The organism is Trinickia fusca, assembly GCF_003628145.1.
Classification (GTDB): Bacteria; Pseudomonadota; Gammaproteobacteria; order Burkholderiales; family Burkholderiaceae; genus Trinickia; species Trinickia fusca.
Window position 1 is genome coordinate 64219 of sequence record NZ_RBZV01000012.1, and the last position, 12263, is coordinate 76481.

At 64.2% G+C, this 12263-nt stretch carries 13 protein-coding genes; 5 read left to right on the forward strand and 8 right to left on the reverse strand.

Going from position 1 to position 12263, the window contains the following annotated elements:
• Window positions 1-6: 6 nt before the first annotated feature.
• Genes sctT through D7S89_RS22010 form a run of 8 tightly spaced genes read right to left on the reverse strand, consistent with a single transcriptional unit; the run spans window position 7 to window position 6280 of the window.
• Entirely contained in the window at window positions 7-813 is an 807-nt protein-coding gene (gene sctT, locus D7S89_RS21975; RefSeq protein ID WP_121280981.1) for a type III secretion system export apparatus subunit SctT, read from the reverse strand.
• Window positions 810-1373, reverse strand: coding sequence for a hypothetical protein (locus tag D7S89_RS21980; protein WP_121280982.1), 564 nt, complete (start codon window positions 1371-1373; stop codon window positions 810-812). Before D7S89_RS21980 ends, sctT begins: the two co-directional genes overlap by 4 nt.
• Window positions 1374-1384: 11 nt before the next feature.
• Window positions 1385-2737 (reverse strand): type III secretion system ATPase SctN, encoded by a 1353-nt coding sequence (gene sctN, locus D7S89_RS21985; protein ID WP_425470879.1) that lies wholly within the window; start codon window positions 2735-2737, stop codon window positions 1385-1387.
• Window positions 2738-2748: 11 nt separating this feature from the next.
• Complete coding sequence (gene sctL / locus D7S89_RS21990) at window positions 2749-3708, reverse strand: type III secretion system stator protein SctL (protein ID WP_121280984.1); 960 nt, start codon at window positions 3706-3708, stop codon at window positions 2749-2751.
• Window positions 3672-4406: a type III secretion protein HrpB4 gene (locus D7S89_RS21995; protein WP_183085310.1), complete on the reverse strand. Its 735-nt coding sequence runs from the start codon at window positions 4404-4406 to the stop codon at window positions 3672-3674. The genes sctL and D7S89_RS21995 overlap by 37 nt, the downstream gene beginning before the upstream one ends.
• A 49-nt stretch (window positions 4407-4455) precedes the next feature.
• Window positions 4456-5247, reverse strand: coding sequence for a type III secretion system inner membrane ring lipoprotein SctJ (sctJ, locus tag D7S89_RS22000; protein ID WP_121280986.1), 792 nt, complete (start codon window positions 5245-5247; stop codon window positions 4456-4458).
• Window positions 5244-5654, reverse strand: a complete 411-nt coding sequence (locus tag D7S89_RS22005) for a hypothetical protein (protein WP_121280987.1) — start codon at window positions 5652-5654, stop codon at window positions 5244-5246. Before D7S89_RS22005 ends, sctJ begins: the two co-directional genes overlap by 4 nt.
• Before the next feature lie 47 nt (window positions 5655-5701).
• Window positions 5702-6280, reverse strand: coding sequence for an HrpB1 family type III secretion system apparatus protein (locus D7S89_RS22010; protein ID WP_121280988.1), 579 nt, complete (start codon window positions 6278-6280; stop codon window positions 5702-5704).
• Between the two features lie 232 nt (window positions 6281-6512).
• Between D7S89_RS22010 and sctU the strand changes: the two genes are divergently transcribed.
• From sctU to sctR, 5 genes are all read left to right on the forward strand, one after another.
• Complete coding sequence (sctU, locus tag D7S89_RS22015) at window positions 6513-7571, forward strand: type III secretion system export apparatus subunit SctU (RefSeq protein ID WP_245983141.1); 1059 nt, start codon at window positions 6513-6515, stop codon at window positions 7569-7571.
• A 4-nt stretch (window positions 7572-7575) separates the two neighbouring features.
• Window positions 7576-9633: a type III secretion system export apparatus subunit SctV gene (gene sctV / locus D7S89_RS22020; RefSeq protein ID WP_121280989.1), complete on the forward strand. Its 2058-nt coding sequence runs from the start codon at window positions 7576-7578 to the stop codon at window positions 9631-9633.
• A gap of 25 nt (window positions 9634-9658) precedes the next feature.
• Window positions 9659-10372, forward strand: coding sequence for a type III secretion system protein SctP (gene sctP / locus D7S89_RS22025; protein ID WP_121280990.1), 714 nt, complete (start codon window positions 9659-9661; stop codon window positions 10370-10372).
• Between the two features lie 66 nt (window positions 10373-10438).
• Window positions 10439-11608 carry a type III secretion system cytoplasmic ring protein SctQ gene (sctQ, locus tag D7S89_RS22030; RefSeq protein WP_121280991.1) on the forward strand — a complete coding sequence of 390 codons (1170 nt, stop codon included), beginning with the start codon at window positions 10439-10441 and terminating at the stop codon, window positions 11606-11608.
• Entirely contained in the window at window positions 11592-12242 is a 651-nt protein-coding gene (gene sctR / locus D7S89_RS22035) for a type III secretion system export apparatus subunit SctR (RefSeq protein WP_121280992.1), read from the forward strand. The genes sctQ and sctR overlap by 17 nt, the downstream gene beginning before the upstream one ends.
• Window positions 12243-12263: the final 21 nt, after the last annotated feature.

Sequence of the window (12263 nt, forward strand, 5' to 3'; positions counted from 1 at the left end):
CGGCCACTACTTCACAGCCAGCAGCCCCTTCATCTGCGCCGCAATATCGGTCAGCGCCAACTGGCTATGCACCTGATCGATGACGACGCCGATCAGCAGCGCGACGAGCAACACCGACAGCGCCCCCTTGATCGCATGCGCGAGCGAATTCACGTCGATACGCTGAGCCGCCTTGCTGATGATGCCGAAACCGAGATCGACCAGCACCAGGATCATCACGAGCGGCGCCATCAACTTGGCCGTCGTCTGCATCATCGTGTCGGTTTCGCGCATCACGAACGTCTCGAGCACGTTGCCGGGAATCGGTGTCACGCTCGCGAGCGGCCACCAGTGATACGACTCGTAGATCGCCGACAACAGCGTGCTCATACCGCCGAGCAACCAGAACGCCGCCGTCACGCATTGCAGCAGCAGCGTCGACGTCAGCGATGTCTGCTGGCCGCTCATCGGATTCGTCAGCTGCACGTTGTTGTAACCGGCGACGTCGTCGATGTATTGGCCGACGCTATCGGCCGTCCAGAAGATCGTCGAAGCCGCATAGCCGATCACCAGTCCGATCACCGCCTCCTTCACGCCGACCTCGAACAGAAAGAAGCCGTGCAGTTGCGGCAGCAGCGCCTGCTGCCCGTAGGCCACGACGCTGCTCCATAACAACGCGAGACCATTGCGTACCGGCCCGCGAATCAGATTCTGGTCCGTCGGCGGCAGGACGATCATGACCGTCAGCAGACGCACGCTGCACAGGCCAAACAAGATCGCCATCTGCTCGAGCGACGCTGCCCACTGCTCCAAGCCCAAATCGCCGCCGCTCATCGCCCGCCCCCCGTTGCCCCACTTGCCCGGCCCCGTGTGACCGCCCCCTCTCCCGCGGACGCGTCACGGCGCGCCCTCAGTGCCCGCGCGGCCATGCTCTCCTCGACTTCCTCGTCCTGCGCGTCTTCCACGCTTTGCGCGGCTGCCAGCTTGAGTTTCTCGATGCGTCGCGCGTAGACGTCGATCTGCCCATCGTTGCGCAGAATCTGCCGGCTCGTCTCGGCCATCTCCGTGTTGTGCTGTTGCTCGGCCTTGCGCGCTTTCGTCCACTCTGCCTCGGCGGCTGTCTTGCGCTCGGCCACGACGGTGCGGTACTCGCTGCAATGCGTGAACTGGGGAATGCTCATCGGCGAACGGCTCGTGAGCATCGACGTCAAACGCTGGTCGTACTCGGCAAGCTGCGCAACCTCTTCGTCGAACATGACCTTCCTTTCCTGCTCGGCAGCCACCAACGCCGCATGCGCAGCGCGCTGCTTCGCGAGCGTCTCGCGCAATGTCTCGCCCAGACGCCGCTTGCGCTTGAGCATGACGCCGAACGCGGCAACTCGTCGATCCTTCATCGCATCGATCCTCAGCCACGCAAACGGGCGAGCGCTTCAAACGTATCGTCCGCTGAGACGAACTCGTCCGTGCGCTGGTTCAGAAACGCGCGGATCGCCTCGATCTTCGCGACCGCCTCGTCGGCCAGCGGATCGCTGCCTTCCTTGTATTCACCCACTTGCAGCAAGGTTTCGATTTCCCTGTACTTGGCCATCAAGCGCCGCACGTGGCCGGCACGGTCCATGTGCTCGCGCGACGTCACCTGCGGCATCACCCGCGACAGGCTGCCGAGCACATCGATGGCCGGATACTGGTTACGTGCGGCAATCTCGCGCGAAAGGATCATGTGGCCGTCGAGAATGCCGCGCACTTCCTCGGCGATCGGGTCGCCGCCCGATTCGTCTTCGGCCAGCACCGTATAGAGCGCCGTGATCGAGCCGTGCTCGGACAAACCCGCGCGTTCGAGCAACTTCGGCAGCTCGGCGAAGATCGAAGGCGGAAAGCCACGCCGAGTCGGCGGTTCGCCCGCTGCAAGGCCGATCTCGCGCTGTGCACGGGCAAAGCGCGTCAGCGAGTCCATCATCAGCAACACGCTCATGCCGCGATCGCGAAAGTACTCGGAGACGGCCGTCGCCACATAAGCCGCCTTTGCGCGTTCGATCGACGAGCGGTCCGACGTCGCGCAGACCACGACCGAACGCGCCATACCGTCGGGTCCGAGAATCTGTTCGACGAACTCGCGCACTTCGCGGCCGCGCTCGCCGATCAGTGCGATCACATTGATGTCGCAGCGCGCGCCGCGTGCGAACATGCCCATCAGCGTACTCTTGCCGGCACCGGCCGGCGCGAAGATGCCCATACGCTGTCCTTCGCCGAGCGTCATCAGGCCGTCGACGATGCGGACCCCTGTCGGCAGGTTCTTCTCGAGCAGCGGCCGGCTCATCGGGCTCGGCGGATCGGCGAAGATCGGCCGGTACTCGGTGCAGGCCAGCGGACCGCGTTCGTCGATCGGCAGGCCGAGGCTATCGATGACACGCCCGAGCAAGCCATCGCCGACCGGCACCGACAGCGGCCGCTTCAAGCCGATCACTTGCGTCTCGCGCGAGATGTCGGCGAGGCGGCCGAACGGCGAGAGGATCGCAATGTCACGCGAGAAGCCGACCACCTCCGCGTTTTGCATCAGCTCGCCCGTCGGCGTGCGCAGCTCGCACAGCTCGCCGAGCCGCACGTCGAGCCCCGTTACGCGCACGAGCGTGCCGATCACTTCGAGCACCTTGCCGCGCGTTTCCACCGGACGTTGCGCACGCAGTTCGCGTTCGATCGACGCGGTGAAGCCTTGCAGTTCATCGAGTGCGGACGGCCAGGCGTCCATTTGCGTTTGCATCGCCGTCTCCGTCATGGCGTGTTCTCTTGCAGATCGAGTGCGAGATCGAGCTCGCCTTCCTGCACGTCCTCTTCGTTGTCGGATAACAGATCAGCGTCGACGTCGACGTACGCAGCATCGACAGCATCGTCGTCGACAAAATCGGCATCAGCGGCATCGACGACATCCGCTGCTTCGGTCTCGTCATCGGCGAATGCAGACGGGTCGAGGTCGTGGCCGTCCTCTGTGTTCGGCTCCGCCTGCTCTACCTCGCGGGCCAGCGCACGCTCCACTGCTGCACGCATCGCGGCAAGCTGCGTCGACAAGCTCGCATCAACCATGCCCAGATCCGATTCGCAGATGCAGGCGCCGACGCCAAGCTCGCGATCGGCCATGACGCTGACCGGCACCGCACGCCCACGCTCGCGCCACTCTGTGGCAAAGCGAGCAAATTCGCGCGAGGCCGCTTCGTAATCGTCGGGATGCACGCGCACCTTTAGATAGCTGCATCCGTCGGCAATGCGGTCGAGCGCGGCACTGGAGCGTGCGAACAAAGCGCTGGTATCTTCGCTGCGCACGATCTGCTCGACGGCGACGACGACGAGCTCTGCAAGCCGCTCACGCAACAGCGTCTGCATGTCGCGCTGCTCGGCACCATGCTCGGCGACGCGCGCATACCAATCGGCAAGCGCCTGTGCCTTGCCGTCGTCATAGCCACGCCGCTCGGCACTCTCGTACTCCTCCTGCGCCTGTTCGAGCAATGCGAGCGCCTCTTCGTCTGCGCGTGCGGTGATGTCCTCGGCACGCTGGCGCGCATCCGCGAGGATCGCTTCGTATTCGCGCCGACACACGTCCTGCGCGTCGTCGAGTGCGACGACGGTCGCGAACGCCTCGCGGCGCAAGATGCCCGAGTCCTCTTCGACGCCGATGCCGCCGAGCGTCTCGGCGTCTCTGCTCAATTCGACGTTGGGATGTCGCAACCAAATGACCATGCGGGCTCCGGAAACAGTTCAGGCAATCGGCTCAATACATGCGCGCTGCCGTCGGCATCGACGGCGCGCTCGCATCGTGCGAGCCAAATCGGCACGTCTAGCTCGCGTGGCAACGCACGTCGCAGCCACTGCGCTGCCGCGTCGTTGGCGAGTACGCCGTCACGCTCGAGCAGACAAAAACCCTCCCATTCGAGAGCGTCGTCGTCGAGCGCGTCGAGCCCAGGCATGCCGATCGCGCGGCTCAACGTGGCTACATCGGGTGCACCGGGCAACTGGGCGAGCCACCTCAAGAGCGGCGTTGCCTGCTCCCCAAGCAACGCGGCAAGGCGCGAACGGCGCATCAGGTCGACGATGCGCCTGACTTCACCACGCCGAAACACGAGTGCGCGCAAGCGCAGCAAGCGTCGTTGCCAATCGATCGGCAACGTCGCGAACGCCAGCACATTACGCGCCCAGGCATCTCGCGACGCACACGTTTGCCATGTTGCATACGTATCGAACGCATCGACGCTCGGCAGTTCGAGCAGTTGCACGAGCGCGTTCGCGCACGCATCGTCGGCGTCACGCAACGATTCGCCGACCGTACCGTCGAGCAGCCACGCCGGCAGCCACGACGGGTGCATCCAGTCGAGGCAAGCCCGGCGATTGCCGTCGAGTTGCTCGAGCCAGGCCGCTACGCGCGCGGCGGGACTTTGCATCGTCATCTCGGCCTGCATCGCGCCTCCCGGCAAAACGTGTCAACCCGCCTCACGCGTCGGCTGCCGCAGGCGCGCCGTCCTGGCCGCCGCGCGACTTCAGCTTGGCGAGCCACTGGCCAGCCTTGCCGTCGAGCAGCGCCTGACGCTTGAGCAGCACGAGCAACGCCGCGCCACACATGAAAAACGCGGTCAGCGCGACGCCTACCAGCCATCCGCCGCCTCGCGGCCCCGGCGGCTGCGCCAACTCGATCGGATCGGCGGGCACGGATGCCACGCTGACCTGGTCGTAAGTCAGTCCTTCGACGCTATGCATGACGAGATTCTTGATCTGCGGGGTAAGCGTCTCGAGATTCGCGTTGGGCCGGTACTTGATGAACACCGACGCGGACGAAGGCTTGACGTTCGGCGCGAGCGGGTCGTTGTTCGGCAGCACGATGTGCACGCGCGCGACGACGACACCGTCGATCTTCGACAGCGTGTCCGAGAGCTCCTGGGACACGCCGTAGATGAAGCGCACCCGTTCCTCGGTAGGCGTCGAGACGAGGCCATCCTTCTTGAACAACGCGCCGAGGTCGTCGTACTTGTGCTCCGGCAGGCCACGCGAACGCAGCACCTGCATCGCGCGAACCATCTGCTTGTCGTCGACCTCGACCGACCAGGTCTTGCCACCGTCGGCGGTGGTCTTCTGTGAATCGACGCCATCCTCGAGCAACGCTACATCGATCTCGTTCGCATCACGCTCGGACAGGTTGCCGTACAGCTCCTTGTGGCAACCCGTAAGCAGCAGCACGAGCGTCATGCAAGCCAGCGAAGCAGCCCGCCTGCGCCAAGCTCTCATCATTGATTCCTCATCAAAGTACCGATGGCGTCCTTCGTCGACGTGACGACGGCCAGCTTGACCTGCATATCGCACTCCAAGCCCGACGCTTCGAGCATCACCTGCGTCTGCGCGGCGAAGCTCTGCTGCATCGACATATGCGGCATCGAATGCATCATGAACATCGCGTCGTTGCTGACCGCCCGCGTCATCACATCCTGGTCGTGCACGACCTTCGAGATCATCGTCTCGGTATCCATGCCGTTGCTTTGCGGCGCCGCGGCACGGCCATGCTCGTAAAGCGCTTGAAACTTGTCGGCGAGCTGCTGCGTCTCGGGGGCGGACGCGGTCGAGTGTGCACTCGTTCCCGTCCCCACCACCTCCTGTGCGAACATCTGTTGCAGATGCGCCGACATCCATGCTGAGTCCATATGGACCTCCCCCAAACGCTAACGGCTCATCGCGAGCCGCATACAGATCAAAGACGCATGTACTGGCCGCCCATCAGCGACGGATCGATCATGCTGGGCACCGGCTGCGCCTGCGCCGCTTGTTCGGCTTCGTGGCTTTGGCGCTCGGCGACGAGCGTCTTCAGCGATTCGGGAAACTCGAATTCGCCGGTCGCCTTGGCCTTTTCGATCGCACGATTGAGTTCGTTGCGAGCGACGACGGTGCGCAAGAGGCGAACCGCATCGTCCGAGGTCTCGCTCTGCATCATTTGATTCGCTTCGACTTGCCAGTCGCCGTCGCCGTTTTCGCTCATGCAGTAGATCTGCATCGCACGGCTGTTCGGCAGGCAATGACCCTTGTCGGCGAGCTCGCGGAACACCTGCGCGGCGCCGATAAAGTCGCCTCGCACGATCTGCAGGCGAGCGCCGATCATCTCGAATTCCGGCGCCGGTTCGCAGAGCAGACGCACTGCCCCGATCAGTTGCTCGATGTCGTCGACGGCGATACGGCTACGCGGAAACTTGTCGATCAACGCCAGGTTGATGATTTCGACGAGACCGCGCAGGATTTCATCGCCGCACTTCAGATAGTCTTTCAATTCGCTCATGTCGGTTCCCCCAAGAGGCGTGACCGCACATCGGGCCACATCGCCAAGTTAGCAAGATCGGCGAGGAAGACACGCAGACGATGCGAAGTTAGTGGCGCGTTTGCGAAATCGGCGCCGCGCCGCACTCGGCTGCCCATCCCCCTACGCGCGCGCCCGTGCTTTCGGATTCCTTCCGCTTGCTTCGCATCGCGGCCCCAGCCCATCGAGCCGCACCGCTATCGTGCGTCGCATCATGAGCGAGAAAACCGAACAACCCACCCAGCGCAAGCTGGATAAAGCACGCGAGAAAGGCCAGGTCGCCAAAAGCCCCGACCTGACCGAGACCGTCTGCATGCTCGGCGTCATCGGCACGCTGATGGCGGCCGATCATCTGCTGGCCGGCTCGATGCGCGATCTCGTCACGCTGACGATGCAGTTCATTACGGGTGAGCACTCGATGCAGAACATGCTGCATACGTTGTATCACCTGCTCGGGACCGCGACGATGATGCTGCTCCCCGTCGCGCTGGCCGGTGCGCTCGCCGCCGCAGTCGGCACGGCCGCGCAGACTGGCCTCGTCGTGACGTTCGACCCCATCATGCCGAAGTTCGAGACCGTGAACCCCGGCTCCGGGCTCAAGCGCATCTTCTCGATGAAATCGGTCATCGACGTCGCCAAGCGCCTGGTCAAGCTCGCCGTGCTTCTGCCCGTGATGTGGATCTCGATCGAGAACCTGCTTCCCCTGCTCTCGAACGCAGCCTATCAACCGCTGGGCCCGCTGATGGACGTGCTGTGGCACGCGCTGCTGAAGCTGCTGACGGTCGCGTTCGTCGCCTACCTCGTGATCGGCTTCGCCGACTACAAGATCCAGCACTGGTTGTTCATCCGGCAAAACCGCATGTCCAAGGATGAGATCAAGAAGGAGCACAAGCAGCAGGACGGCGATCCGCACATCAAGCGCGAACGCCGCAAGCGCGGACGGGAAATGATCAACAAGGGGCCGGACAAGCCGGCCGTCGGCGGCGCGAACGTCGTCGTCACGAACCCCACGCACTACGCCGTCGCGATCCGCTATCGGCCCGGGGAAGACTCGCTGCCCGTGGTCGTTGCCAAGGGTGTAGATGCCGAGGCTGCGCTCGTGCGCCGCTATGCCTCGGAAGCCGGCGTGCCCGTCGTGGCGAATCCGCCGGTCGCACGCGCGCTTTACCGCATCGAGCACGATGCGCAGATTCCCGAAGCGATGTTCGAAGTCGTGGCCGCGATCCTGCGCTGGGTAGACAGCGTCGGCGCACCACGCACTCAAGGAGGTTGAAACCATGTTCAAGTCGATTCGCATGCCGGGAGCGGGCGAAGTCGGTATCGCGGTACTAGTCTGCGCGATCGTCTCGCTGATGATCCTGCCTCTGCCGCCCGAAATCATCGATGTGCTGCTCGCGCTGAACATCACGTTGAGCGTGACGTTGCTGATGGTGTCCATGTACGCCGGCAGCATCGTGTCGCTGTCGGCGTTTCCGTCGATGCTGCTGTTTACGACCCTGTATCGGCTCTCGCTGAACATCGCGTCGACGAAGTCGATTCTGCTGCATGCCGATGCCGGGAACATCATCGAAAGTTTCGGCGAGCTCGTCGTTGGCGGCAATCTAGTCGTCGGCCTCGTCGTGTTCATCATCATCTCGACCGTGCAGTTCATCGTGATCGCGAAGGGCTCCGAACGCGTGGCCGAAGTCGGCGCGCGCTTCACGCTCGATGCGATGCCGGGCAAGCAGATGAGTATCGATGCAGAGCTGCGCGCGAACGCGCTGTCTGCCGAAGACGCACGCAAAAAGCGCTTGCAGCTCGCGATGGAAAGCCAGCTGCACGGCGGCATGGACGGCGCGATGAAGTTCGTCAAGGGCGATGCGATCGCGGGCCTGATCATCACGCTGATCAACATCCTCGGCGGCATCGCGGTAGGGGTCGCGTATCACGGCATGACGGCCGGCGACGCGGCGAACCGCTTTTCGATTCTCTCGATCGGCGATGCGATGGTGTCGCAGATCCCGTCGCTGTTCATCTCCGTGGCGGCCGGTGTCATCACCACGCGCGTCGAGGACGGCAACGACCACGGCGAGCGTTCGCTCGGCACCGACATGTTCGGCCAGCTCTTTCGCAGCGCGCGGCCGCTATTCTTCTCGGCGGTACTGCTGCTCGGCTTCGCAGCGGTACCCGGCTTTCCTGCACCTCTGTTCGCGCTGCTCTCGGGCGTCCTCGCATTCACCGGCTACCGGCTGACGAAGACGGACACGCGACGCCATCGCGGGCCCGTCAAAGGGCAAGCGGTCGGCGCGTTCCAGCGTGCGGGCGCCAAGGGCGACGCACCGTCGATCCTGCCGCGCGCGCCGCAATTCACGGCGCCCGTCGGCGTGCGCGTGGCCTCCGATCTGATCGCCCGGCTGTCGACTCCGCAACTCGACAAGGCTTTCGATGCCGAGCGCTCGAGCTTGCAGGACGAGTTAGGGCTGCCGTTTCCGGGCATCACGATGTGGGCATTCGAAGCACTGCCGGCCTCGAACTACGAAATCCTGATTCACGATGTGCCGGCCGCGCGCGCCGAGCTGCCGCAAGGCAAGGTCATGCTGCCCGATGCGGCGCAGGATCAAGCGCTGGCGAACCAGTGTGAAGTGCACGGCGCGGCAGGCGGACTCGCGCAAACGCATTGGATCAACGAGAAAGCCGTGCCGGCGAATACGACCGCATGGCGTGCCGAGCAGGTCATCGCGCGCGAAGCGATCGGCCTGATGCGGATGCGCGCGCATCAGTTCCTGGGGATTCAGGAAGCGCAGTGGCTGCTCGATCAGCTCAACGCCGAATACCCGGGTCTCGTCGCCGAAGTCACGAAAGCCCTGCCGCTGCAAAAGATCGCCGACGTGTTGCGGCGCCTGCTCGAAGAGCAGGTTTCCGTGCGCAACGTGCGCGGCATCATGGAAAGTCTCGTCGTCTGGGGGCCGAAGGAGAAGGACATGCTGCTGCTGGCCGAATACGTGCGTGGCGATCTCGCACATTACCTCGCCCATCGCGCGGCAGGCGGCTCACGTACGCTATCGGCCGTCGTGCTCGACATGCCGGTCGAGCAGCACATCCGGCAATCGATCCGGCAGACACCGACCGGCAATTTCCTCGCGCTGCCGCCCGATCAGATCAAGTACTTCGTCGACAGCATCGCCGCGCATGCGGGTAATGACGCTCGAACAGGGCTCGCCGTCGTCACGTCGATGGACATTCGGCGCTACGTGCGGCGCATGATCGAAAGTCGGCTCACGTGGCTGCCTGTCTACTCGTATCAAGAGCTCGGCGGTCACGTCGAGTTGCAGCCGCTTGGCCGGGTGACGATGTGATCGAGCACAGCCAGCGCAGCGCACGATGAGCATGCTTCGTCCTTACGCGGTGCACGTCCTCGTCGACGATGACGACGCGCCGGCGTTGGAGCCCGCCAACGTATCGCGTCGTCGCGACGACTACGAGCGGCTGCTGGAACGCGGGCGCCAGGCACGCCGATCGCCGACACGTGCCGGCATAACCGACCACAGCGCCGGGCACCCCGCAACGGACGATGCGCAGGAGGCGCATCAGCCGGCTTATGCGCACGACACCCCACACGCCCCTGCACCACCGGAAGCCGAGCTCGAATCAAGACCTATCGGCGAGACGGCAGCGCATACGCGCGGCGGCACACAGGCCGAAACCGCTCCCGCCTCTGCGCAGGAATCCGTCGAGACGCTTGCGCAACAGCTGCAACGCCACGAAACGCCCTACCTCGATGTACTCGCCAACGAGCAGCAGCAACTGCTCATGCTGGTCGACTACCTCGCGAATCGCGTCGCCGATTTCTGCACCGATCCGGCCGTCCTCGCACAAGGACACTGGGAAATTCGTCTTGCACTGGACCCAAAGATTCTGCCCGGCTGCACGCTCGCGATGACGCTTTCGTATTTCGATTTGACGCTTCGGTTCGAGGCCGAACAAATCAGGTCCAAGCAACTAGTCTTGCATCACGGCGACGTATTGAAACAGCGACTCGAAGTGCTCCTCGCGCAGCACAACGTGCCCCGCACAGTCGAGATCGTCGTCTTATGACTGGTGCCTTAGGGCTAAGCAACGCACCGTCACCGCCGTACCCGATTCATCGACAACAAGGGAAGCATGGAACTTACGTCACCGACTCCTGCGGCCGCCGCAACGCGCGGCCCGATCGTGCGGGGCGCGGCCGCGCTGGCGACTTTGCCCGCGATCGAACCTCGCACTGCGCGCCTCGCGCGGCTCGTCGCCGATGAACGCATCGCCGCCTGGCTTCAGATCAAGCTCGGCATCAATGCGCTGTCCGTCGAGGCCGGCGAGCGCACACGCTTCGCCGACCCAGGCTGGATCGACTTGAGTCACGGCTTTGCGCACGCCTCGGTCGCGATCGATCTGGCACATTACCCGGCGCTGGCCAGCGTGGCGGTCGATACGGCCAGCCGCGACGCCATGCCGACCGGCGTTGCCCAGAACGCGGTCGAGCCGATGCGCGACGGCGACACCGCCCTGCGCAATGCGGTAGCCGCCATTCTGCTCGCCCCGCTCGTCGAGCATTGCGCGACGCTGGGCCTCGCGGACATACGCGTGCTCGGCGTGCGCCGCGCGCGGGTGCCGGCCGATCCGCGCACCGCCTTCGCGGTGGCATTCCGCCACGGCCAGCGCCACATCGAATGTCTGCTGGGCAGGCTCGACGACGGTTGCGTCGAGGCACTCTCGGCCTGTGTCGCACGTCAGCAAATTCCGTATGCGCGCCATGTCAGCACGATCAGCGTGCCGGGGCGCCTGCTCGCCGGCACCCGCACCTATCGCATCGACGCGCTGCGCTCGCTGCGCCCCGGCGACGTGCTGCTGCGCGCCGTCGACGCAGGTCTTGCGGCCTGCATGGACGCTTCATCGCAGCCTGCCGATCTACGCGCGATATGGGGCATTCCCGGCGCGTTCCAGCTCGCCGCCGATGTACGCATCGAAGGATGCACGATGACTTTTCAGGGAACTCCGACCATGACCTACGAAACCGAAGACCACGAAACACCTGTCAACAGCGAAGAGCCGCTCGACATCGGCGAATTGAACCTGCCCGTGAAGTTCGAACTGGACACGGTGCCGATGCCCGTCGTGCAGCTCTCTGCACTGCGCGCAGGCTATGTGGTCGAGTTGCCTGTACCCGTGGCCGATGCGCGCATCCGGCTCACGTCGTACGGCCAGACGATCGGCCTGGGGGAGCTCGTGACGGTAGGCGAACAGCTCGGTGTACGCATTGTTCAGATGTCGCACGGCAATGTTTCAGTTCAATGACTTCACGGGCCTGCTCATCGCCGTGCTGGCGATGAGCATGCTGCCCTTCATCGCAATGGTGGTGACGTCGTTCGCCAAGATCAGCGTCGTCCTGAGCCTGCTGCGCAATGCGCTGGGCGTGCAGCAGGTGCCGCCCAACATGGTCCTGAACGGCATCGCGATCCTCGTGTCGATCTACGTCATGGCGCCCGTCGGCATGGAGGCAATGGCGAACATGCAGAACCGGCCGATGCCGACCGAAACGTCGCAGGTCATGATCAGCGCGTTCGGCGCGGCCAAGGAGCCGTTCCGGCAGTTCCTGATCAAGCACACGCACGACCGCGAGAAACGCTTCTTCCTGCGCTCGGCGTCGGTGGTATGGCCCAAGCAGATGGCCGCCCAGCTCAAGGAGAACGACCTCATCGTGCTCGCGCCGGCGTTCACGCTGACCGAGATGACCGACGCGTTCAAGATCGGCTTCCTGCTGTATATCGCGTTCATCGTCGTCGACCTCGTGATCGCGAACGTCCTGATGGCGATGGGCCTGAACCAGGTGCAGCCGACCAACGTGGCGATCCCGTTCAAGCTGCTGCTGTTCGTCGTCATGGACGGCTGGTCCACACTGCTACATGGGCTCGTATTGACGTATCGATAGACGGGCGCCGCAGTATTCGCC

Coding starts and splice junctions, on each gene's coding strand:
- sctL (WP_121280984.1), bottom strand. CDS start 3,708: ATGGTCATTTGGTTGCGACATCCCAACGTCGAATTGAGCAGAGACGCC.
- sctU (WP_245983141.1), top strand. CDS start 6,513: ATGAGCGAGAAAACCGAACAACCCACCCAGCGCAAGCTGGATAAAGCA.
- D7S89_RS22010 (WP_121280988.1), bottom strand. CDS start 6,280: ATGAGCGAATTGAAAGACTATCTGAAGTGCGGCGATGAAATCCTGCGC.
- sctV (WP_121280989.1), top strand. CDS start 7,576: ATGTTCAAGTCGATTCGCATGCCGGGAGCGGGCGAAGTCGGTATCGCG.
- sctQ (WP_121280991.1), top strand. CDS start 10,439: ATGGAACTTACGTCACCGACTCCTGCGGCCGCCGCAACGCGCGGCCCG.
- sctN (WP_425470879.1), bottom strand. CDS start 2,737: ATGCAAACGCAAATGGACGCCTGGCCGTCCGCACTCGATGAACTGCAA.
- D7S89_RS21995 (WP_183085310.1), bottom strand. CDS start 4,406: ATGCAAAGTCCCGCCGCGCGCGTAGCGGCCTGGCTCGAGCAACTCGAC.
- D7S89_RS22005 (WP_121280987.1), bottom strand. CDS start 5,654: ATGGACTCAGCATGGATGTCGGCGCATCTGCAACAGATGTTCGCACAG.
- sctR (WP_121280992.1), top strand. CDS start 11,592: ATGTTTCAGTTCAATGACTTCACGGGCCTGCTCATCGCCGTGCTGGCG.
- sctJ (WP_121280986.1), bottom strand. CDS start 5,247: ATGATGAGAGCTTGGCGCAGGCGGGCTGCTTCGCTGGCTTGCATGACG.
- D7S89_RS21980 (WP_121280982.1), bottom strand. CDS start 1,373: ATGAAGGATCGACGAGTTGCCGCGTTCGGCGTCATGCTCAAGCGCAAG.
- sctT (WP_121280981.1), bottom strand. CDS start 813: ATGAGCGGCGGCGATTTGGGCTTGGAGCAGTGGGCAGCGTCGCTCGAG.
- sctP (WP_121280990.1), top strand. CDS start 9,659: ATGAGCATGCTTCGTCCTTACGCGGTGCACGTCCTCGTCGACGATGAC.